The 20,698-nt window shown below is 46.7% G+C and carries 22 protein-coding genes; 6 read left to right on the top strand and 16 right to left on the bottom strand.

The window, feature by feature from the left end:
- Positions 1 to 67 precede the first annotated feature (67 nt).
- Complete coding sequence (locus ACYCSE_RS13430; RefSeq protein WP_459698381.1) at positions 68 to 1,162, bottom strand: DUF3048 domain-containing protein; 1,095 nt, start codon at positions 1,160 to 1,162, stop codon at positions 68 to 70.
- A 249-nt stretch (positions 1,163 to 1,411) separates the two neighbouring features.
- Between ACYCSE_RS13430 and ACYCSE_RS13425 the strand changes: the two genes are divergently transcribed.
- The gene (locus ACYCSE_RS13425; protein ID WP_459698380.1) at positions 1,412 to 1,930 is read left to right on the top strand and encodes a DoxX family membrane protein; all 519 of its coding nucleotides are present in this window, start codon (positions 1,412 to 1,414) and stop codon (positions 1,928 to 1,930) included.
- 158 nt (positions 1,931 to 2,088) lie between these two features.
- Here the strand turns inward: ACYCSE_RS13425 and ACYCSE_RS13420 are convergent, their stop codons facing one another.
- The 3 genes from ACYCSE_RS13420 to ACYCSE_RS13410 all read right to left on the bottom strand — a co-directional run bounded on the left by ACYCSE_RS13420 (position 2,089) and on the right by ACYCSE_RS13410 (position 4,368).
- Positions 2,089 to 2,880: a dioxygenase family protein gene (locus ACYCSE_RS13420; RefSeq protein ID WP_250243234.1), complete on the bottom strand. Its 792-nt coding sequence runs from the start codon at positions 2,878 to 2,880 to the stop codon at positions 2,089 to 2,091.
- Between the two features lie 92 nt (positions 2,881 to 2,972).
- On the bottom strand, positions 2,973 to 3,797 hold the full coding sequence (locus ACYCSE_RS13415; RefSeq protein ID WP_459698379.1) for an alpha/beta hydrolase: 825 nt from the start codon (positions 3,795 to 3,797) through the stop codon (positions 2,973 to 2,975).
- Between the two features lie 271 nt (positions 3,798 to 4,068).
- Positions 4,069 to 4,368, bottom strand: a complete 300-nt coding sequence (locus ACYCSE_RS13410; protein ID WP_013308832.1) for a hypothetical protein — start codon at positions 4,366 to 4,368, stop codon at positions 4,069 to 4,071.
- A 197-nt stretch (positions 4,369 to 4,565) separates the two neighbouring features.
- Here ACYCSE_RS13410 and ACYCSE_RS13405 point away from each other — a divergent pair, with 197 nt between their 5' ends.
- Positions 4,566 to 4,997 carry a hypothetical protein gene (locus ACYCSE_RS13405; protein WP_459698378.1) on the top strand — a complete coding sequence of 144 codons (432 nt, stop codon included), beginning with the start codon at positions 4,566 to 4,568 and terminating at the stop codon, positions 4,995 to 4,997.
- Positions 4,998 to 5,158: 161 nt separating this feature from the next.
- On the opposite strand, the gene ACYCSE_RS13400 is transcribed toward ACYCSE_RS13405, so the two are convergent.
- The 10 genes from ACYCSE_RS13400 to ACYCSE_RS13355 all read right to left on the bottom strand — a co-directional run bounded on the left by ACYCSE_RS13400 (position 5,159) and on the right by ACYCSE_RS13355 (position 15,476).
- Positions 5,159 to 6,106: an ABC transporter substrate-binding protein gene (locus ACYCSE_RS13400; RefSeq protein WP_459698377.1), complete on the bottom strand. Its 948-nt coding sequence runs from the start codon at positions 6,104 to 6,106 to the stop codon at positions 5,159 to 5,161.
- Positions 6,107 to 6,235: 129 nt separating this feature from the next.
- On the bottom strand, positions 6,236 to 7,261 hold the full coding sequence (locus tag ACYCSE_RS13395; RefSeq protein ID WP_459698376.1) for a FecCD family ABC transporter permease: 1,026 nt from the start codon (positions 7,259 to 7,261) through the stop codon (positions 6,236 to 6,238).
- A complete protein-coding gene (locus ACYCSE_RS13390) occupies positions 7,261 to 8,280 on the bottom strand; it encodes a FecCD family ABC transporter permease (protein WP_420488441.1) in 1,020 nt (339 codons plus the stop codon). Before ACYCSE_RS13390 ends, ACYCSE_RS13395 begins: the two co-directional genes overlap by 1 nt.
- Before the next feature lie 258 nt (positions 8,281 to 8,538).
- Entirely contained in the window at positions 8,539 to 9,513 is a 975-nt protein-coding gene (locus ACYCSE_RS13385; RefSeq protein WP_459698375.1) for a glycoside hydrolase family 43 protein, read from the bottom strand.
- Positions 9,514 to 9,701: 188 nt separating this feature from the next.
- Positions 9,702 to 10,988 carry a threonine ammonia-lyase IlvA gene (ilvA, locus tag ACYCSE_RS13380; RefSeq protein WP_459698374.1) on the bottom strand — a complete coding sequence of 429 codons (1,287 nt, stop codon included), beginning with the start codon at positions 10,986 to 10,988 and terminating at the stop codon, positions 9,702 to 9,704.
- 212 nt (positions 10,989 to 11,200) lie between these two features.
- Positions 11,201 to 12,040, bottom strand: a complete 840-nt coding sequence (locus tag ACYCSE_RS13375) for a carbohydrate ABC transporter permease (protein WP_029517136.1) — start codon at positions 12,038 to 12,040, stop codon at positions 11,201 to 11,203.
- 3 nt (positions 12,041 to 12,043) lie between these two features.
- Positions 12,044 to 13,006 carry a carbohydrate ABC transporter permease gene (locus tag ACYCSE_RS13370; RefSeq protein ID WP_023987071.1) on the bottom strand — a complete coding sequence of 321 codons (963 nt, stop codon included), beginning with the start codon at positions 13,004 to 13,006 and terminating at the stop codon, positions 12,044 to 12,046.
- 27 nt (positions 13,007 to 13,033) lie between these two features.
- Positions 13,034 to 14,326, bottom strand: a complete 1,293-nt coding sequence (locus tag ACYCSE_RS13365) for an ABC transporter substrate-binding protein (RefSeq protein WP_459698373.1) — start codon at positions 14,324 to 14,326, stop codon at positions 13,034 to 13,036.
- A gap of 240 nt (positions 14,327 to 14,566) precedes the next feature.
- Positions 14,567 to 14,791: a small acid-soluble spore protein Tlp gene (gene tlp / locus ACYCSE_RS13360; protein ID WP_013308822.1), complete on the bottom strand. Its 225-nt coding sequence runs from the start codon at positions 14,789 to 14,791 to the stop codon at positions 14,567 to 14,569.
- Between the two features lie 73 nt (positions 14,792 to 14,864).
- Positions 14,865 to 15,476, bottom strand: coding sequence for an alpha/beta hydrolase (locus ACYCSE_RS13355; protein ID WP_061830865.1), 612 nt, complete (start codon positions 15,474 to 15,476; stop codon positions 14,865 to 14,867).
- Positions 15,477 to 15,692: 216 nt separating this feature from the next.
- On the opposite strand from ACYCSE_RS13355, the gene ACYCSE_RS13350 reads away from it, so the two are divergent.
- Entirely contained in the window at positions 15,693 to 16,004 is a 312-nt protein-coding gene (locus ACYCSE_RS13350) for an autorepressor SdpR family transcription factor (RefSeq protein WP_061830867.1), read from the top strand.
- A complete protein-coding gene (locus ACYCSE_RS13345) occupies positions 16,001 to 16,657 on the top strand; it encodes an SdpI family protein (protein ID WP_254351178.1) in 657 nt (218 codons plus the stop codon). The genes ACYCSE_RS13350 and ACYCSE_RS13345 overlap by 4 nt, the downstream gene beginning before the upstream one ends.
- A gap of 132 nt (positions 16,658 to 16,789) precedes the next feature.
- Here the strand turns inward: ACYCSE_RS13345 and ACYCSE_RS13340 are convergent, their stop codons facing one another.
- Both ACYCSE_RS13340 and ACYCSE_RS13335 read right to left on the bottom strand, forming a co-directional pair.
- Positions 16,790 to 17,614 (bottom strand): aldo/keto reductase, encoded by an 825-nt coding sequence (locus ACYCSE_RS13340; protein WP_459698372.1) that lies wholly within the window; start codon positions 17,612 to 17,614, stop codon positions 16,790 to 16,792.
- Between the two features lie 44 nt (positions 17,615 to 17,658).
- Positions 17,659 to 17,952 (bottom strand): putative quinol monooxygenase, encoded by a 294-nt coding sequence (locus ACYCSE_RS13335; RefSeq protein WP_459698371.1) that lies wholly within the window; start codon positions 17,950 to 17,952, stop codon positions 17,659 to 17,661.
- A gap of 161 nt (positions 17,953 to 18,113) precedes the next feature.
- Here ACYCSE_RS13335 and ACYCSE_RS13330 point away from each other — a divergent pair, with 161 nt between their 5' ends.
- Positions 18,114 to 19,787 (top strand): ATP-binding protein, encoded by a 1,674-nt coding sequence (locus ACYCSE_RS13330; RefSeq protein WP_459698370.1) that lies wholly within the window; start codon positions 18,114 to 18,116, stop codon positions 19,785 to 19,787.
- Positions 19,780 to 20,508 (top strand): response regulator, encoded by a 729-nt coding sequence (locus tag ACYCSE_RS13325; protein ID WP_250259378.1) that lies wholly within the window; start codon positions 19,780 to 19,782, stop codon positions 20,506 to 20,508. The genes ACYCSE_RS13330 and ACYCSE_RS13325 overlap by 8 nt, the downstream gene beginning before the upstream one ends.
- The last annotated feature ends 190 nt before the right edge of the window (positions 20,509 to 20,698 follow it).

The following is a 20,698-nucleotide window of genomic DNA, read 5'->3' as shown; positions in this document are numbered from 1 at the left end:
GTATACAGTGCCCGACATGGAAGGTCATTATCCGACAATTTCTTCCTAAAAAGGTGTATTTCGTTTTCTAATTTGCTGCTATGGTTACATGTTCCTTTAGTGAAGTATCTGCAGGTACCACATGTATATAGGATGTACCTGGCGTTAACGGGATTTCAACCCCATTTTTCATAAAACGAATCGCATTGCCTGGTGTTTGCTGCCATTCAGCCTGTATTAACTGTCCTTGTTGAAACACCATGGCCTGTCCACTGCCGTCCAGCTCAACACTTAATCTGCCCACATCATCCAACGTTCGATGTCTAGCGCTCATTACAATAACATTGGCTGCTGAGAGCTGTTGGTTATTATTTTGATCCACATGTGACTTTTCGTTCACAAAACGCTTATATTGTTGATTCGCTGGATTATAGGTATAAGATACCCGATAGCTTTTAAGCAAAAAACGAATTTGCAAAGATGCTGCTGTCTCGTCCACCATAACTGGGGTTTCACCGGATTTAAGGTAAGAATATACTGGAACGTCCGTATGCTTGGCATACCCTTTACTATCGCTTCCTTTGCGCAGTCTGTTCACGTCTGTGTATAAATTATGTGGAGGACGACGATCTTTGCTTCGCCAGAAGTAAGCCCCTCCATTTGAAATCTCATCCAGATGTTCCTTCCGCTGCTGCTGTAAAATCGCATAGGCATCTGTGCTTCCCCCTGCGTGTATAGGCAACGCACCATAGGTTTCGCCCAGCTCAATCAAATACGGTCGAATGCTACGGACCGGTCCGATCTTTACATCTCCACCATGACTTTGGAAAAAAGCGACCAGACGGGTAATCCCGCCTTCTGCAAGAACTTCATATACCATGTCTGCCTGGCTAAGTCCTGCCTGTGGACGTGCAGCCGGAGCATTGTTAATCATGACAGCGAGCGGCCGCTCCAAAACAGGCTGCTCCACCGGAAGACCGGTAAGCGGAGCTGTAAATGCCGGAATAGACTGCTCCTTCGGCGGTTCAAGTGCCTCCTTCTCTGTTACTTGCTTGGTCGGTTGGGGAACGGAATCAGATTCACCCGTATTCGACATAGCAGTACAAGACATCAGCGTCATGCATAACAGAGCTGAGGCCATCACACGCAACCAATGATTTCGTTGGGAAATGGGCCTGGACAAGTTCATCCCTCCACTTAGTTATTTTTCTCATTATAAGCTTTATTTCCTGTTTTTGTCTTGATTGAAGCGTAACCACTCTATAGAATACTTATCTAAAGACATTAAAATTTAAAAAATATTCAGACTTTGTGATTTTTATCACAAATAACTGTAACTGAACCTACTACAATAAAGGTGTAGCAAAGATGATCATCCCCAACAAAATGAAATACAACCAACATTATAGATTAAGAAAGAGGAGTGGTTTGAATGTTTAACAGCTGGTTACGTGAAAACAAAGTCGCAATGTGGTTGCTGACTGTAGTACGGGTTTATCTAGGTTATGAATGGATGACCCACGGACTTGAAAAGCTGACAGGTGGATTCGATGCAGGCGGATTTATCTCGGGGGCCATTGCTAAAACAGGTGGAGACCATCCCGCTGTACAAGGCTGGTGGGGATCGTTCCTGGAAGCCTTTGCCCTGCCTAATGTAGGTTTGTTTAACGTCCTGATCCCATTGGGTGAGTTCTTGGTCGGGGTTGGCCTGCTTCTCGGTACATTGACTACACTGGCTGCTTTGATGGCTATGGTTATGAACTTCTCGTTCCTGTTCTCGGGTACAGTAAGCACCAATGCAATCTACCTGCTGTTTGAAATCTTCCTTGTAGTTGCTGGTGCAAATGCCGGAAGAATTGGCTTTGACCGTTGGGTATTGCCCTTCCTGCGTGGACAGTTTCGTAAAAATAAAGATACCTTTCCAGTGGACCCTAGTCGAAAAATAGCTTAACCATCCCCAAAATAACCGTTATCCTCCGGGATAATGGTTATTTTTTTGCGCTGTTATGCTCACGATACACGTGCCTTCTAATTAATCGAAGACGCAAAATACACAAAAGAACTTCCATTCCCACACACCATGTGGATTCGGAAGTTCTTTTTTTACATTTACGTATCACTTTCTTGACCAAAAGCCCAACAATTGAGACTTAACGAGCCAAGGACATACGATTGAAAAAGCTTACGCGCGGAGCGCTCATGATCCGCAGCCCCCATCGCATAAAACAAAGGTGAAAAATGCTCTATTCCATAAGAAGGTACCGCCTGTTTGGCATATGGAGCCTTCTTGTCATATTGGAATAGGTGACGCAAATTCCAGTCTTGAAGCTGCTGTGCAATCCAGTCATCATATTGAACGGCCCAATCGGCTGGCTCACTCGTCTGCTTGAGTGTCCGCAAGTTGTGTACCAATCCACCGCTACCGATAATCAAAATCCCTTGTTCTCGCAACGGCGCCAGCATCCGCCCAATCTCGTATTGCTCCTGGGGAGCGCGCCGAGAATCAATGGATAAGGGTACGACCGGTATGTCTGCATCAGGATATATATGCCGCAAAACCACCCATGCTCCATGATCCAGTCCTCGGTTCCGAACCGGCTGGTGGAACAGGTTATGCTGACTGAACAGATGCTCTATCTCCTCATACAGCTTTGGATCGCCTGGTGCAGGGTAATCAATTGAGTACATTTCTTCGGGAAAGCCATAGAAATCGTGCAACGCTGCATGCTGATCATCCGCGCCAATACATTGATCGGGGCTATCCCAATGCGCGGAAAAAATGACAATTCCTTTGGGTCGGGGCAGGCTCGCGCCCAGCTTTGCAAGAAAGCTGGTATATGCGTTATTTTCTACAGCCAGTGTCGGTGAACCATGCGCAACAAAAATTGAGGGTAATGTCATCGCTGCCAACCTCCACACGCCAGTATAGTGTTACTCTTCCATTTTACTCCGGCGGAGGCGCAATTTCCAATACAATCCGTTATACACTGAAATCAGATCATCCAGTGCTGCCAATCCCGTTGAATATTTTCCTGTTCATCCAGCCATTCAAGTGTTCGATCAATCAGCCGTTGCCGCTCTTTACCTGACGAGAAAGTGTGATCTCCCTGGAAAATAATCTCTTTATCACAGCGTCCCTCTGGACGCATCCAGAATATCTTTTGAAACAGAAATGCATAATCCACAGGAATAATATCATCCGAGGTGCCATGAACAACGAGCACATCTCCGTTAAATTTAACGGCCTCCTGGAACGGCTGAAATTGAGCTAACGACTCAAAATAAGCAGGCGTAAACTTATAGCCCAAATAGTCGGCATGACCGGTTTTAACAGACTCATCGTACACGCTTCGCTCCGTAATTTTGACGATGTCGTTGAACGGATAGCCCACTGCGGACCAAAGAACCAGATTTTGTACTCTCTTGTCCCGTACGGCTGTGAGAAGGGCTACCGCGCCCCCCAGACTGTGACCGATCAGCGTCACCTTGGTCGGGTCAATATCCGCGCAATTGACGGCGTAATCCAACACGGTACGTGTCTGATTAATCATGGATTCTAACCCCTGCTTACCATATTCCCCCGTGCTTTCTCCACAACCGGCAAAATCAAAACGCAGGACAAAGTATCCCCCTTCGGCCAGTTCACGCGCAGTCTTGACGAATAATCGATCTACTCCGATACGATTGCCTACAAAACCGTGACATATAACAACGAGAGGAACCCTTTTCTGACGATCTCCCTCATTTGTACGGTTTGGATAATGAATTGTTGTTGCCAGTTCTTCATGTTCAAAGCGAATTCCAATTTGCCGTTCCATCCTGATTCCCCCTGTTTCAAGCTTTACTACACATTTATGAATTCAAACTCATATCGTAACGTGGAATATCCATCCAGGATATTCATTCACTTTAATTCCGATAAGTTTAATAAGATTTTATAGTAAAGTCAGTCTATCATCGCCCTGCTTCCTTGTCAACCTGTCAGTTCACATCGTTAAAAAAGTAAACAAATAGCGCTCCCCGATGCGATTCCGGAGAACGCTATACTACACTTATTAGAGTGAATCACTACATTAAAGTAGACATTCGTTATTCGTAGCTGTTCCTAAACATTTGGTGGGTCTCCGTTCGTCCCTCCCACTCCAGCTTACAAGAGGCGCCGTTATGTTCATCCTCATGCCACAGGCTGCGATAGTTCTGTGCACCTAGTTCACCCGCAAATTCTGTATCCTCAGCCACTTCGATATCGTCCAGTATACGGTACGTTGGAGATGATCCTTGAACGCTCCGGTGACTCACATTTGTAGACGAGGCCACCCCGCTATTCCCGTTCGAAGCGTTTGCCAGTCGTTTTTGGACTGAATAATCTGCCTGGTTCTCCAGTTTCATGATGCCACACCCTCTTAACGTTTATATTCAGGTTGCTCTATGTGCTCACCCTGTATCCAGTTTGAGGAGAATGCAGCGGTAATATACATTTTATAGATAAAGTCTTTTGCCATCCGACGCTTCCTCACGTATACTGTCTTTGTTACGAAATGGCGGTTCCATCAGCCCGGGATACGCTCATAAAGCAGGAGGAAGAAATGAATAAAGCAAAAAATTATACGCTTATTGCATGGATTGCCTTGTCTATGTTTTTCTTGACACAGGCAATTATCGGATGGTTTGTCACCTTTACAGGTGGGGATATCAACCCCTTTGAAAAAATCAGCCTATCCACCCTTATCATCATCGCCGCAGGAGCCATTCTACTCGTTGAAGCTCTGATGAATTTTATGGACCGTCCCGAAGAAGGCGAGGAGACACAACAGCCAGACCATGCCCCTGTAAAGCCCCAGATGAATCTTAAATCCATCTTGATGTATGTTGTGTTAGTTGTCGTGATTCTTGTCGCCGGACTGGCGCTGCGCAGTGTACTGCCAGTATTCAGAATCTCACCTTGGGTGAATTTAATTCTCGCCGCCATTGGATTTATTGGACTCAAACCGATTTTTCTCCGTAAAAAACGTTCATAGCCCGCAATTCTCATTATATGGAGCTGCCTCATTTTGGATCGCAGCAGCTCCTTTTCATTTCGATCAGGCAACCGACTTACAGCATGGGTGTGCGCCAAAAAGCCGTATTCCTGGCCTGCAAGAAGCTGCATGGGGGAATACGGCTTGATATACTTTAGAACTTATTTGGAAAATAGTTGTTCTGCATTATCCAGAGCAATTTTATGTCCCGTCGCGGAATAGTCCAGCCAAGGCTGTCCGTCCAACATGTAGACATGCCCTTGCTTCACCGCCTTGAGACCTTGCCATACTGTATTTCCTTCCAGCTGCTTGTATACCTTTTGGGCATCCGCGCCTTTACTGATGATAACAAGGATCGCATCAGCATCATAATCCGGTAAAACCTCTTGGGAAACAACCTGATAAGCCTTGTTGATCTTTTCTACACCTTTGGCTGGCTTCAAGCCCAAGTCCTGATACAGCAGCGGCCCTACCGGACGCTTCATCCCCATAACACGGACCTCTTTCGCCGTCACACGTACAGCCATAACCGTTCCGTCCCCAATTTTTGAATGAATCAGCTTTTTGACTCGTTCCTTCTGTGTATCATAATCTTTTAGAAATGCGTCTGCCTGTGCTTCATGTTTGACCATAACGGCTATTTTTTTCAATTGATCCTTCCATGTGCCTTCATCCAGATCAAAAACTTCGGTTGGCGCAATTTTTTCAAATTTGGCCACATCGGTTCCCGAATATTTTTTATCCAAGAAAATATGATCAGGTTGAAGCTCCAGTACCGCTTCCATATCCGGGTCTGTGACAACACCTAGCTTACGGGTATTTTGAAGACGATCTTTTACATGGGGAAGAAAATCCTTCACATCTCCACCAATGACCGAACCAGCCGGAGTAATGCCCAATGCCAGCAGGTTGTTCGTCAAATGAATAGACATCGAAGCAATACGCGAATCCGCACTAATGGTTGTCTGCGCACTGCCAGCCGCTTTCGTATCGGTAGCCTGCTTGTCGGCTGCTTGACCGCAAGCGGACAGCATGATCATGCATACAACAAGAGTTGTGACTACCCATGAACGTTTAAAACCTGAACCCTCAAATTTGTGCTTTCTCATGATTACTCTCTCCTATGCCACAGAAACTCTACATTATAATGATCCATATAGAAGGCTTCTACTTAGTTATTAATTTCAGCGGGTTGTATCACTTGCACCATATGATTTCATATGTACCTATTCCTTCTGTCATTTTGTTCGGGACAGCAGGAATAAAAAATACGGAGCTCCTACCACAGCAACCACCACACCTGCGGGAATCGCATTCGGCTGAAACACCGAACGCCCAATCGTGTCTGCGGTGACCAGAATGACGACCCCGACCAAACAAGCTACTGGCAGCAAATGCTGGTACATCGGCCCAACCAGACGGCGAGCCAGATGAGGTGCAATCAGCCCAATAAAACCGATGCCTCCAGCCATGGATACGCTGGCACTGGATAGAGCCACGGCTGCGCCCAGCAGTAATAGGCGCTGGTGCTTCACACTTGTGCCGATTCCAGCTGCGGTCTCGTCGCCCAACGACAGGTTGTTCAGACTACGCGTCTGCGACAGAACGTAGGGTAAAACAATGACTATCCAAGGCAGCAAAGCCGTTGCATGTATCCAGTCCCGGCCCCAAACGCTGCCGGCCAACCAACGTGCAGTAAATGCGTACGTATCCTCATCCAACCGCAACGACCAATACAGCGTTATGGCGCTAAGACCCGAGGCTACACCGATGCCGGACAAAATCAGACGCACGGGCACGATTCCTCTGCTGCGGCTATAGGACAACAAAACAATCAGCACGGCCGCAATCACACCTCCTGCAAAGGTAAACAAGGGGATCAGAACGGCGGCTGATCCCTCCAGATCGCGAAAAAAGCTAACGAACATTACCAGCCCCAACGCAGCCCCTGCGTGAAGTCCCAGAACTCCGGGATCAGCGAGTGCGTTCCGTGACAAGCCTTGCATGACCGCCCCGGCTGCACCTAGTCCCGCTCCAGCCAGCACCGTTACAGCAATACGAGGCAGACGATACTCGAACAGAACGATATGATCACGTCCACTGCCACCGCCAAACAACGTATCCAGCACGCGTAGCGGTGGAATACGAATCGTTCCGGTATTCAAACCCAAAACAAGGACGGCAAAGCTGATCCCCGCCAATACCAAACAAACGAGCCAAGCCTTTGTCGTCCTTGTATCCCCGGTCCCTAAAGAGCGTCTCACTATAAATCCCTCCTTTCCTTACGGGCGAGAAAGAGGAAAAAGGGTACTCCGATAAAAGACACCATAATTCCGATAGCTAGCTCCTCTGGTGGATTTGCCATTCTCGCTCCCAAATCTGCCAGCACCAGTAGCACGGCTCCCAATAACGCAGACAGCGGCACAATCTGGCGATAATCCACACCTATTAGCTTGCGAGCGATATGTGGGATAACCAAACCTACAAAGCCGATGGCTCCGGCAGCCGATACAGAGAGTCCAGCCAGTACTACTACAGTCAGCAGACCCAAAAGCCGGATACGCCTGAGATTCAAGCCAAGATTTAACGCCACCTCATCGCCCATCGAAATCAGCGAAATGGAACGTGCCAGCCCCATAGACCAGGCGATCACCATAAGTAAAATCGGTGCAAGAATCTCAAGCTGCGACCACTTAATTCCGGCTACACCACCCGCATACCAGAAGGCTAAATCCTGACTTAGATCAAAATAAATCGCAATCCCCGAAGTCATGGAACCTAACAAGGCAGCCGTCACAGCTCCAGACACCGTCAATCTCATAGGTGTCAATCCTCCCGGTGCAGATGCTCCCAGACCAAATACTAGTAAGGTACTCATCAGCGCCCCCAGGAACGACAATACAATTAACGTCCCATAAGGTAGATTGGGGAAAAAGGCAAAACTCACAGCAACTACAAACATCGCTCCTGCGTTAATGCCCAGCACACCTGTATCTCCCAGCGGGTTGCGTGTAATACCCTGAATCAGAGAGCCTGCCACCGCCAGCGCAGCTCCAATAACAGCTGCACCCAGTACACGCGGTAATCTCAGCTCGTGAATGATCTGATGTGTCATTAGCGAACGATCATAGTGAAATACTGCCGACCACACGGTGCTTACGGTCAAGTCCTTGGCTCCGAGAGAAATGGCGGCGAATATGGCCAAAGCCAACAATACTGCCGAAGCTGTGAACAACAACGCCTGCCGAATCCTACCCGCTCGAAGAACTGGAGGTGCTGTTATGACTACTTTAGGAACTTCCCTCTCTGTCAGAGCTGTATGTTTGTCCATGCTGTCTTTAGACTGCATTTGGTGAGGTCACTCCCTCCGTACCTGAAAATCATCACATCTCTCGTACGATAATGATAATTATTATCAACTTGATACATAATAGCATGTTTCTATGACATTGCAAGCCAAAAACTGTTCCCCTTAGGAGGAACAGTTTTTGAATATATCTATATGATTTTACTACACAGGTGACTCCAAACCGTCCTCTTTTTAGTACGTAGGCCAGCCTGCCGAATCCCATTTCAAATCACTAATCAGAAGCTTTGGATTTCCACCATCAGTGGCATCATAGGCATGACGTGCAATCACACTGTTGTTATAGACAGATTGTCCACCCGGTCCCTTCCAAAGGTCATTCCCCGCATCCAGTATCGTTCCACCGCCATCCATCAAGCTTTTTCCGCTCTTGTCCACATACGGTCCGGTAATACTAGTAGAGCGACCGTAAATAATCTTATAATTACTGTCTACGCCTTTGCAGCAGTTATCAATGGAAGCAAATAGATAATAATAGCCGTCGCGGTATGTAACATGTGGCGCTTCCAAACCACCAGCCGTACGCTTGGCGATAGAATAGATCTGGCCCGTAGGCTTCATCGTATTTTTGTCCAGTCGAGTCACTTTCAAGCCTGAATTCCATGAACCAAAGGAAAGCCACGGGTTACCTGAAGCGTCAATGACGAGATTCGGGTCAATGGCATTGTAATCGTTAGCATCCGTCGTACGCAGCACTAGTCCATCATCTCTCCAGCTCCCCGCGCCAATACTCGTTGCGGAGGCTAGTCCGATAGCCGAGGTCCGGGCACCAAAAGTAGAAATGGAATAGTACAGCCATACCCGTCCATTATACTTTTGAGCATCCGGTGCCCATACATCGTTAGGCTTTTGCTTAGGTACATACGATTTCCACCATGATGGCGGCGACAGGAATATTTGCGGCAATCTGTAAAAATTGCGTCCGTCGTCCGATCTTTGAACCTGTATCCCCTGCCCTGTGGAGAAAATATACCATGCGTTGCCTTCCTTCGTAATGGACGGATCATGCACTGCCACATCGCCAGTTAACGCCCAATGCTCTGCGGATGCAGATGGCATCACTGACAGCATTAAAGCAGCCGAGGTTACAGCAGCAAACGCCGTTCGGGTCAATTTACTCTGTACTGATTTTTTCCATGCTTTCAACATTCCTTCGCACCTCCGAATGAGTATCTTATAATGAAATTCAGGTGACACACCTATTACATTAGTGTTTATACTTATGAAGTTACCCATATATTAACCTATCACATTCACTTTTGTAAACGCTTTATTTCAAATAAAAAGAAATTTATAAACTATGCATTATACATAAAAAGGAGCCCGTAGGCTCCTTTTCAAATTAACATATTAAATAGATTTTCGTTTTTGTTCAGTTCCGTATATTTAAGCCCCTTGCGGTTCATTCGTTCAATTAAAGGAAGATAGTCTTCCTTGTGGAACAGCTCAATGCCGACCAGAGCTGGTCCATTTTCCTTATCATTCTTTTTCGTATATTCAAACCTAGTAATATCGTCGTCCGGTCCAAGCACATCCTGTAGAAACTCACGCAGTGCCCCAGCTCTTTGTGGGAAATTCACCATAAAATAATGCTTCAGTCCTTCATAAATTAGGGACCGTTCCTTAATCTCCTGCATACGATCTATATCGTTGTTACCACCGCTGACGATACAGACAACCGTTTTGCCTTGAATTTGCTCGCGATACAGATCAAGTGCTGCCACAGGCAGTGAACCCGCAGGCTCCACAACAATCGCATTTTCATTATACAGTTCCAGAATCGCGGTACATGCTTTGCCTTCCGGTACCTTCACAATATCGTCCAAGGTGTGTTTACAAATATCGTATGTCAGCTGACCCACACGCTTCACCGCAGCTCCGTCAACAAACTTGTCTATTTGATCCAGTGTAACGACCTTGCGCAAACGCATCGCTTCCGTCATCGACGCCGCGCCGAGGGGCTCCACGCCAATTACCTTGGTGGACGGACTCACGGTTTTAACATACGTACCTACGCCTGCCGCCAAACCGCCGCCGCCAATCGTTACGAACACATAGTCCATAGGTGTATCTAGGCTCTCCATCACTTCCATCGCAATCGTACCATTGCCCGCAATAATTTTCGGCTGATCGAACGGATGGATGAAGGTCATTGCCTGCTCGCTGCACACCTTCATGGCCTCATCATAAGCATCGTCAAACGTGTCTCCGGTCAGAATGACCTCTACACTGTTACCGCCAAAGCGACGAACCTGCTTCACCTTCTGATTAGGCGTTGTACTCGGCATAAATATTTTACCGTGGATACCAAGTGCATTACATGAAAAAGCCACACCTTGCGCATGATTCCCCGCACTCGCACACACGATGCCTTTTTCCATTTGCTCAGGAGTCAAGCTGCGGATCATGTTGTAAGCTCCACGGATTTTAAAGGACCGCACGACTTGGAGATCCTCTCTTTTCAGATACACATTACAGTTATATTTGGCCGATAGGACGGCATCCCTCTGTAAAGGTGTACGTACAATCACCTCACGCAGCATATGATGCGCTCGTACAATATCCTCCATGCCAACGGCTGACGCCATGGCCGGGTCAGTTCTCTGGGTTTCTGTTGGTTCCATAGGTTCTCCACGCTCCGCCTGAATATTTCTGTATTTGAAATCTTTCAAATATCATACCACGTTTACCCATAGCTTGTGCAGATGATAGTCATGAAAATGAGAATGAAAATCAATCGAATCTTAAAAAAAGGCAGACCGGGACACTGCCCGATCAGCCTTTTCTGACGTTGCACATTTCTTGTACTCCATTGCTGTATTTAATACCTTTCCGATTATCCTTTTACTCCGCCTGCCGTCATCCCTTCAATAAAGTAACGCTGGAAGAACAGGAACACGACGAGAATCGGTAAAATAGCCAAAACGGACCCCGCGATCAGCACATCATAATTGTTGCCATATGGCGTCAGCAGACTGGACAGTCCAATTGGCAGTGTCAGCATGTCGTTGGTACGCAATACAATCATCGGCCAGAGGAAGTTATTCCAACTGTTCATCGCCTGCAAAATAGCCATTGCTGCAAATGCAGGCGCCATCAGAGGCATCATAATCCGTACGAAAATGCCATATTCTGAACAGCCGTCAACCCGCGCAGCATCCATGAAGTCCTTGGGAACACCACTCAAATATTGACGGAAGAAAAAGATCGGGATCGGCGCGACGACAAATGGTAGAATTACACCCCATACCGTATTGATTAGCTTCATGCCGATCATTAGCTTGTAGAGCGGCAACATGATAATTTCTACCGGGATCATCATCACGACCAGCACCAGTGTGAAAATCACATTTTTCAATCTAAAACGGTACATCTCCAGACCATAGCCCACCATCGCGGACAATATCAGACATAACACCGTAAACAAGACGGTTATGACAATACTGTTCCAGTACCATTGAAAATAATCCGTCGTCCCCTGAAAGATGAACGCATAGTTTTTCAGGGACATGATGTCCCACTCCAGCTTAAGATTCAATCCGTAGCGCAATAGCTCCGTCGATGGCTTGAACGAGGCAAGCGTCACAGCAAATAGCGGAAACAGGGCAAATCCGGCAAATAGAATAAACAGGACAACGAGCAATGCGGATAACGAGCCTTTTTGTTTCTGAGCCATCGCTTAATCCTCCTTCCGGAACATGCCGAAAAATTTGAGCTGGATCAGGTTCAGCACTAGTGTAAATACGAGCAATACAATGCCCACCGCAGCTCCGAAGCCCATACTGTTCTGCTCTAGACCTTGGCGATAGAGATAGCCAACAATTGTTAAACCAATATCGTTCGGGGAGTTATTTCCGTTCCACAACATGTAGCTCTCCGTGAACATGGACAAACCCGCATAAATGCTAATCGTAAATACGTAGATCGTTACTGGTTTCAGCATAGGAATCGTAATCCGCCAAAATGAATCAAAACGACTGGCTCCATCAATCTGCGCAGCCTCATACAACTCAGGAGGAATGTTCTGGAGTCCCGACATGTAGTACAACATATTTACGCCCAACCATCTCCATAAGGCCAGCACAATCAACGCTAAAAAGCCGGTGTTCGCATTCATTAGCCATTTGTAAGGCTCCAGACCGAATACCCCCAGCAGGGAGTTCATCAGCGAACCATCCAATTCACCGAACATGAGGCGGAAGATCGTTCCTGCTACAACCACCGAGGTTAGTGCAGGTATAAACATCACGGAGCGAAACAACCCTCTGCCCGGCATTTTAGGCGAATTCAGCAATACTGCCAATACCAGCGGCAGAGGAATCAGCACGACTAGTGTAAGCAGCGTATACAGGACGCTATTCAATATCGCCTTTCCAAACGTAGGATTGATTAAGTCCTTATAATTTTCCAGTCCAACATAAGTTGTTATCCCTGGCAGGACTTCCTGAAAGCTCATAATGACCGTCGAGATGACTGGATAGGCAAAAAATAGCGCAAAGGACAGTAAAAATGGAAGGACAAACACATACGGTGCCGTACGGCTGGAATGAATAAAGCGACTCCATCGGCTTCTGGTCGGACGCTGAGGTTGTGGCGGCTGACCTGTCGGTACATTAGCGTTCGTATGAACGGGCGTTGCCATGAATCTCACTCCCTTTCCTGTTGGGGTCTATCTCAGTTCATCTGCCAGCTCATGTAGCACCGTGGCTGGATCTTCGCCATTCTGTAGTGTCCGATAAAGTATTTTATTGCGCACAGCACTGGCAATATCAGGTGTTTTCGGTCCGATATGCACCGCATTGATTTCATCTTTGACTTCGATGAGCGTGTCAAAAATATTCGTTCCGAAATACTCCGTAAATTTATTCTTGGCTTTGGCTTCCGGCATGGTCCACACTTCACTGCGGATGGGATCAAAACCAAGCTGCTTCCAGATCTCCACATTCCCTTGCTTGGATAGCTTGGCAAAGGCTAGAAAGCGCATCGCCAGATCCTGGTGCTCTGATTGGTTCGTGACTACTGTTCCGGTTCCGCCCATACCCGCTGAGCGAAAACCGCCTTTTTCCCACGCTGGCATGGGTCTGATGATAATTTTACCTTTTAGGTCAGGTATGTAATCCGTAAAACGTCCCATATACCACATCGGCATCCATACCGAAGCGGCCCCACCTTTGTTCATAAATCCGTAGTATTCCTCCATGTGATGCCCGCCGCCCGGTGCGGGAACAGCGATTTTGTCTTTTATCATCTGTTGAAGAAACTCGAGTGTTTTAATATTGGTTTCGTTATCCAACGTCAACTCGCCCCTGTCATCCAGAAAATCTGAATTTTGCTGGGAGATCATCGGCCAATAGCTCCACAGGTCATTCGTTTCTAAGGTCGCCATTGGCTTGCCTGTTTTCGCCAGTACTTGCTTGCCTGCAGCAGCATAGTCTGCCCAGGTGACGATGGAATCCGGGTTAACCCCCGCCTGATCCATAATCTCTTTGTTGTAATACATCACTTCGGCCCCGACATGGAAATCAATACCGTAATACTTCCCGTCTTTGCCGTAAATCTGTACTCTGGAAGGCACAATGTTATTGATCTCGGGGTCAATCACCGGATTGAGCGGGACCAGCTGCGGGATTCCTTTGAGGAAATTACCGATCTTGTTCACCTCGATATCCGCGATATCCGGCGCTCCCACCCCTGATTGCAGCGCAATCGACAGCTTGCTATGATGGTTATCATAAGGGAATGTATTCGCTTTCAAATTAATCAGTTCATCAGGGTGCTGTTGGTTCCATTGGTCAGCCATTTGCAGAAAAAACTTCTCATGCAGTTCATTGAACGTCCATAATACAAGTTCTGTTCCCGGCCCATCCTTTTCATCGGTCTTGAAAGAACAGCCTTGCAGCAGTCCAGCCATCAAAACCACCGCCATAAGCATCAAAGCCATGCTTTTTCTTTGCAGCAGCATATCCTTCCCCCTTCGCATGATGAAATCCTAATTCATAAATGATTGCGCTTTCTTTTATTATTTAACATCAATACAAATTAGTTTACAACAACATTATTTATAAAATATTTATTTTCAATGCAGATTAGCGTCCCCCTTGCATTATAGGGGGAAAATGAATTGTATGAGGTTATGATGATTTTTGCATAAAAAAACGACCCAATTCCAATTGAAACTCGGAATTGGGTCGCGCTTTTTAAATTATTCTTGCGAATGTGCTGCTTCGTCCTTCACTTCTTCTCGAAATGATCTAATACTTTCTTTACGACGATTATTTTTTTCTTCGATCTGCTTACGCTCCTCGTTGCTGATTTCAGAGGAAAATTCGTTTAGATATCCTTCAGCTTCATGCAGGTTCTGCTGTGTGTTCTGAATACTTTGTTGCAAATGTTCAACATTGTCGGCTCGATTATCTGGTTTTGCCATTCGTTTGTCGCCTCCTAATAATGGGGTCGCTCAGTAGAGCGCTAATCCGTAGCTTGATCGCTATCGGATCATTTTATGCATTAAAATGCTCCCCAAACCACTTTCCTGCGGCTTCGGCTTCAGTCCGCGTCAATTGATGACCATTGCGTTCCCAATATGCTTCCACCTGCGCTCCGGCCCCTTCCAATAATGCTTGCAGCTCCTGAGATTCCGAAATCGGAACAATGGGATCATTCTCACCGGAAGATAAAAATACAGGGATACCATTCAAAGCGGGCAAATCCAGCCCACGCAACGGCACCATTGCATGGTGTAAAATAGCTCCACGTAACGCTTTTGCATCGTGAAAGAGCATGCTGGCGGCTATGTTTGCACCATTGGAATAGCCAAGAGCCACCACGTTATTACGGTCAAAATCGTATTGCTCTGCAGCTGTGTCCACAAATTCGCTCAATTCTTTGGTGCGAAATACGAGATCCTCAATGTCGAACACTCCTTCTGCCAAACGGCGAAAGAAACGCGGCATCCCATTTTCCAGCACATTTCCTCTCACGCCTAACACAGAAGCTCCCGGTGCTACCATCTCAGCCAAAGGTATCAGGTCTTGTTCGTTCCCGCCTGTACCATGCAACAGCAAAATAACTGGGGCTTGCGGATGAGTTCCTTTACGAAATACGTGTTTCATTTATATTTCCTCCTCAATTTTCTTTAAATTAAGATTCTTATTTTTATTATAAATTAATTATAGCCAACTTCGCTGCCTTTTACAAACCTAATGAGTCTGATCTAAATCTTTTTTCTAAAATGATGACTTGTTCCATTGACATGTAGTATAGCTCTATTTTACTATGATGTTAGATATTTAGAATATTATCTAAATATCTAAAGGAGGAAATGTATTTTGAACGATGCCTTCAAAGCTTTGGCTGATCCGACCCGGCGTACAATCTTACAGCTTTTAAAGGAGAAAAGTATGAGCGCAGGCGAAGTGGCTGAACATTTTCAAATTAGTAAGCCCAGTATCTCCCACCATCTCAATATCCTGAAGCAGGCTGGGCTGGTGCTGGATGAACGACAGGGGCAAAACATTATCTACACCCTGCATACAACGGTTGTGGCGGATGTCATCGGTTGGATGTTCAGTATCGCCCACTCTGATACCCCTGCCAAGAAAAATGTGAATCATATTAAAGATGCGGAGGAATCTGAATGAAATTGCGAACACCTTGGAGCTTGACGGATGTTTTGACGACTTTGATTGCCTTATCACCTGCTATAGGCGCTTTACTACTGTATAACCAACTTCCCGATGTGCTGGCCTCTCATTTTAGCTTTGACAATACAGCAGACGGGTATATGAGCAAAAGTGGTTCTATTATCATGCTCGTGCTGTTGGGTCTAGTACCACTGGTCATTCGATTAGCCCGCTACATGGACCCCAACAGAGCAAATTATGAGAAATTTTCAAAAGCCTATGAAGTTACGCGTATAGGTACTTCCCTGATCCTCGCTATAGCTGGTTGGGGAATGCTGCTGTATAACCTGAACATACGACTGCAAATGAATTCTGTAATTTTAGGGATAATAGGCCTGCTGCTGCTGGTGATGGGTAATTTTCTGACTCAGGTACAGCCGAACTATACCTTCGGTATCCGCACGCCGTGGACTCTGTCTAACCCCGAGGTGTGGCGTAAAACGCACCGTTTCGGCGGACCTATGATGATGCTCGGTGGTGCTTCGGGTTTGGTAGCGGCATGGGTCGGTGGAGTGGCCGGGACGGTCATTTTTCTCACCGGGCTGGGTATATCCGTCGTCACCCCCATCCTCTACTCCTTCCTCCTGCATCGCAAATTAAATCAACAGTAGGATACAGGACGTGGTAACTCTGTCCAAACGGACAAAAGCGTATGAGATGATCCCAATGCATAAATAAAAAAAGAACCTCCCATCCACGATTAACGTAGAATAGGAGGTTCTTTGTACATTTAATCTTTAATATTAGAACAGCAGCTTATCGGGATGCGTGCCTACACGCTCATCAAGATGAAGACCATTGATTCGTTCAATATCCTCAGCCGTCAATTCAAAGTCGAATAAATCAGCATTTTCGCGAATACGATGCGGGGTTACAGATTTGGGAATCGTCACAATCCCCCGATCCAGATGCCAACGCAAAATAACCTGCGAAGAGGTTTTACCGTATTTGGCAGCAATCTCAACGATGTCCGCTTGCTCGGTTAATTTCCCCTTCATCAGTGGACTCCACGATTCAAGCTGAATCTGGTGCTCCCGGCAGTATTGATGCAGTTCTTGTTGAGTCAGACGAGGGTGAAGCTCCACTTGGTTGATGACAGGAACCATGTTGCTGTCTTTGAGGAGGTCTTCGAGATGGTGAACTTGGAAGTTACTAACTCCGATAGCGCGTACGCTTCCTTCTTCATACAGTCGTTCGAATGCCTTCCAGGTTTCCTTGTACTTATCCTTGCCAGGCCAATGAATGAGATACAGATCAATGATATCCAGACCCAGCCGCTTACGGCTTTCCTCAAAGGCACGCAGTGTTGAATCGTAGCCCTGATCCTGATTCCATAGCTTGGTGGTTACAAACAGATTTTCTCTAGACGTCCCACTATCACGAATGGCTTGTCCAACCAGTTCCTCGTTACCGTAGATCGCCGCTGTATCAATGTGACGGTAACCGACCTCAATAGCTGTTTTGACCGCTTCGTAGACCTCATTGCCTTCCGCCTTGTAAGTACCAAAACCGAGCCAAGGCATCTGAACTCCGTTATTCAGTACAGTTATATCCGCAATGTTCCCCATGTCTATTCCTCCTGTTCCTGATTATGAATGATCCAACGGGATGATTACAGTTTAGTTGCATCCTGAAAAGCATTCACTTGAAGCGGAGCAGCCAACAATTCTTTAGCCGCGGCAACAAATGCCTGGAAATGGGCAGAATTATTATGGAAATCTACAGCAGCAGCATCTTTCCACTCTTCAACCATCGTAAATTCGTTGGGATCATTCAGATCCTGCATTAATGTGTAGCGTACATTGCCTTCTTCAGCTTGGGATGCGCTGACCAGCCCTTGGGTTTGTTGCAGAAAAGCCTCTCTTTTTTCAGGTAAAACTTTCATATCGGCATGAATAATAATCATTTTATGTTCCTCCTCGTATTATGTAACTATTTCTATTATAGACCATTCTTTCGAAAGAATAAAAGTGCGGGCGTTTCTGTAATACAGTAAAATAGATCGTATGGGGGAGAAGATCAGCAGATCCGTTCCTCCTATATTTTGTTTAACGGCGGTGAAGGCATGTGCGTTTTCAGACAAAACTAATGGTATTTATATCCCTTTTAGTACTGGTCGTTACCGGGCTGTTGGGATTATCCTTTCGATATATGATCACCTCCGCTCTATATGATGAAATCGGAGAAAGGGCGCTCACCGTCGCCAATACCCTCGCCGTAGATGCACAGGTCAGAGACGCTCTGGAGCAGACTGAGACGACGCAATTGCGTTCGCGTATCAACAAGGTCATAAAGCCTGTCCAAGCCAGCAGCGGCGCTGATTTTATTACTATTGCTGATCGTCATCTCATCCGGCAGTGGCATGTAAACCCGGAGCGTATCGGCACGCCTATGATAGACCCCATGAATGATAAGGTACTGCAAGGGCAGTCCTTTATCACTGAATCGACGGGCTCTCTCGGACCGTCAATACGCGCCAAAACAGCCGTTTATGATACGCAAGGTAAGGCCATCGGGCTCGTCTCTGTAGGTTTTTTAATGACAGATGTGCAGCAAAATATTCGTACATACACATATGCATGGCTCTGGTTTATGGTGGGCGCGCTGATGATCGGCATATTGGGAAGCCTGGTTATAGCGCAACGGGTACGCCGCGCACTGCATGGACTGGAGCCAGTGGAAATCGGACGGTTGTACCAGGAAAAGCAAGCCATTATTGAGTCCATCGGCGAAGGAATTATCGCGGTGAATAGTAAAGGACAAATCACACTTGCCAATCCACAGGCAGCTCGCTTGATCGGACTCCCGCCGGAAACCTCTATCTACGGATGCGACCTTCGTCACTTGACTGGTGTTCCGGATGTACTGGTTGATATGCTTGTTGCCGATTACACAGTAGAGCATTCAACGATGGGGCCAGATCAGGGACAGTACATATGGAATAAGGAAATTGAGGTCCAGCAGCGAATTGTAGTCGTCAGCCGTGTGCCGATCCAGGATCGTTCCGGTCGCATCATGGGCACGGTTGCCAGTCTGCGTGACAAGACCGAACTGCTCCACATGACACAACAGTTGACAGAGGTCAAAGATTACGCGGAAGTACTGCGATCACAAACACACGAATACGCCAATCGGCTGTATCTCATATCCGGCCTGATTCAGTTGGAGTGTTATGACGAAGCGGTGGACTTTATCACCCAGGAATCAGAGGAATATCGTGTACACAGGCCGATTGGCACAGCTCTCCTAACCGATTCAATCATCGCCAGCCTACTGATCGGTAAGAAGAAACAGGCGCTGGAAAAAGGGGTTTTACTCCATTCTGATATTAAAGGAGCATTCTCAACCCAGTCCCCTACGTTGGAGTGGTCCTTTCTCGCTTCCATAGCTGGAAACCTGCTGGACAATGCCATGGAAGCTGTTGCGATGTCCTCCATCTCTGACGGACAGGTCTGGTTCCTGCTTGAAGAAACGACTGAAGCCATCATCGTCGAAGTTGCGGATAACGGATTGGGAATTTCGGACGATATCCAAGAAAAATTGTTTGTCAGAGGAGCTTCGACCAAAGCAGAAGCAGGACATGGATATGGCCTTGCTCTCGTGCTGGAGTACACTGAACGAATGGGCGGCTCTATAGAAGTGCACAAACGTCCTGGTGGAGGAAGTATTTTTGAGGTATACATTCCTTTAATTAGGACAGATACGAGTAATGATGCAAAAGGAGGTTATGCCCATGAATGAGCGGGTTGTATCGGACATTGAGGTTCTTATTATTGAAGATGATCCGCGAATTGCGGAGATTAACCGCCGATTTATTGAAAAGGTGGACGGGTTCACCGTATGTGCAATCGCGACGAACGAATTTGAGGCAAAACTTCAACTGGACGTGCTCCGTCCTCCTCTAGTCGTGCTGGATGTTTATTTTCCTGACACGGATGGTCTAACCCTGCTATCGTTCATCAAGCAACACTATCCGGGTACAGATGTTATTATGCTGACTGCCGCCAAAGAAGCTGAAACAGTGGTACAAGCCGTTCGAGCAGGCGTGTTTGATTTTATCGTAAAGCCGCTTATATTCGAGAGATTGCGTGCGACCTTGGAGGAATATGCCCGATTTCGGCGACAAATCACAACATGGCAAGAGGAACAATCCACAGTCGAACAATCTGAAATTGACAGTTTGCTTCAAAGCGCGGGCACCGGTCGGATGGCGGGGAACGGAGTTGGAGAACTATGGGCCAAAGGCATTGATAAAGTAACTTGCGACAAAGTGCTAGATCTCCTGAATCGACGGGGTGAGGTGACTACGGGTACAGTGGGAATTGAGCTGGGTATGAGCCGTTCTACAGCCAGAAGGTATCTGGAGTATTTAGTGGAAAGTGGCGACGCGCACCACGATCAGGTGTACGGAACCGTCGGCAGACCGGAGCGTATCTATCGCCGACAGCGGAGGGATGCATAAACCGTCCAACTCTGATGTCCTGGTACTTCCCCCTCCTCCTATTCATAATTTTATTGAATTTAATTCACTTAATCGATCAAAACGGTTTAAATAACCACATTATTTACGTCCTCCTTCCCGATTGCTAGAATGATCAACAGTTAGTTGATTGATAATGATTATCAGTTTCTCTGATAATCATACTGGAACG

Source organism: Paenibacillus sp. SEL1, from assembly GCF_054602535.1.
The sequence above is the reverse complement of the archived record's forward strand: the minus strand, read 5'-3'. Positions and strand labels throughout refer to the sequence as shown.

Excerpts from the sequence above, each read along its gene's own strand:
- ACYCSE_RS13425 (WP_459698380.1), top strand. The coding sequence starts at position 1,412 with ATGTTTAACAGCTGGTTACGTGAAAACAAAGTCGCAATGTGGTTGCTG.
- ACYCSE_RS13420 (WP_250243234.1), bottom strand. The coding sequence starts at position 2,880 with ATGACATTACCCTCAATTTTTGTTGCGCATGGTTCACCGACACTGGCT.
- ACYCSE_RS13415 (WP_459698379.1), bottom strand. The coding sequence starts at position 3,797 with ATGGAACGGCAAATTGGAATTCGCTTTGAACATGAAGAACTGGCAACA.
- ACYCSE_RS13410 (WP_013308832.1), bottom strand. The coding sequence starts at position 4,368 with ATGAAACTGGAGAACCAGGCAGATTATTCAGTCCAAAAACGACTGGCA.
- ACYCSE_RS13405 (WP_459698378.1), top strand. The coding sequence starts at position 4,566 with ATGAATAAAGCAAAAAATTATACGCTTATTGCATGGATTGCCTTGTCT.
- ACYCSE_RS13400 (WP_459698377.1), bottom strand. The coding sequence starts at position 6,106 with ATGAGAAAGCACAAATTTGAGGGTTCAGGTTTTAAACGTTCATGGGTA.
- ACYCSE_RS13385 (WP_459698375.1), bottom strand. The coding sequence starts at position 9,513 with ATGTTGAAAGCATGGAAAAAATCAGTACAGAGTAAATTGACCCGAACG.
- ilvA (WP_459698374.1), bottom strand. The coding sequence starts at position 10,988 with ATGGAACCAACAGAAACCCAGAGAACTGACCCGGCCATGGCGTCAGCC.
- ACYCSE_RS13375 (WP_029517136.1), bottom strand. The coding sequence starts at position 12,040 with ATGGCTCAGAAACAAAAAGGCTCGTTATCCGCATTGCTCGTTGTCCTG.
- ACYCSE_RS13370 (WP_023987071.1), bottom strand. The coding sequence starts at position 13,006 with ATGGCAACGCCCGTTCATACGAACGCTAATGTACCGACAGGTCAGCCG.
- ACYCSE_RS13365 (WP_459698373.1), bottom strand. The coding sequence starts at position 14,326 with ATGCTGCTGCAAAGAAAAAGCATGGCTTTGATGCTTATGGCGGTGGTT.
- tlp (WP_013308822.1), bottom strand. The coding sequence starts at position 14,791 with ATGGCAAAACCAGATAATCGAGCCGACAATGTTGAACATTTGCAACAA.
- ACYCSE_RS13355 (WP_061830865.1), bottom strand. The coding sequence starts at position 15,476 with ATGAAACACGTATTTCGTAAAGGAACTCATCCGCAAGCCCCAGTTATT.
- ACYCSE_RS13345 (WP_254351178.1), top strand. The coding sequence starts at position 16,001 with ATGAAATTGCGAACACCTTGGAGCTTGACGGATGTTTTGACGACTTTG.
- ACYCSE_RS13340 (WP_459698372.1), bottom strand. The coding sequence starts at position 17,614 with ATGGGGAACATTGCGGATATAACTGTACTGAATAACGGAGTTCAGATG.
- ACYCSE_RS13335 (WP_459698371.1), bottom strand. The coding sequence starts at position 17,952 with ATGATTATTATTCATGCCGATATGAAAGTTTTACCTGAAAAAAGAGAG.
- ACYCSE_RS13325 (WP_250259378.1), top strand. The coding sequence starts at position 19,780 with ATGAATGAGCGGGTTGTATCGGACATTGAGGTTCTTATTATTGAAGAT.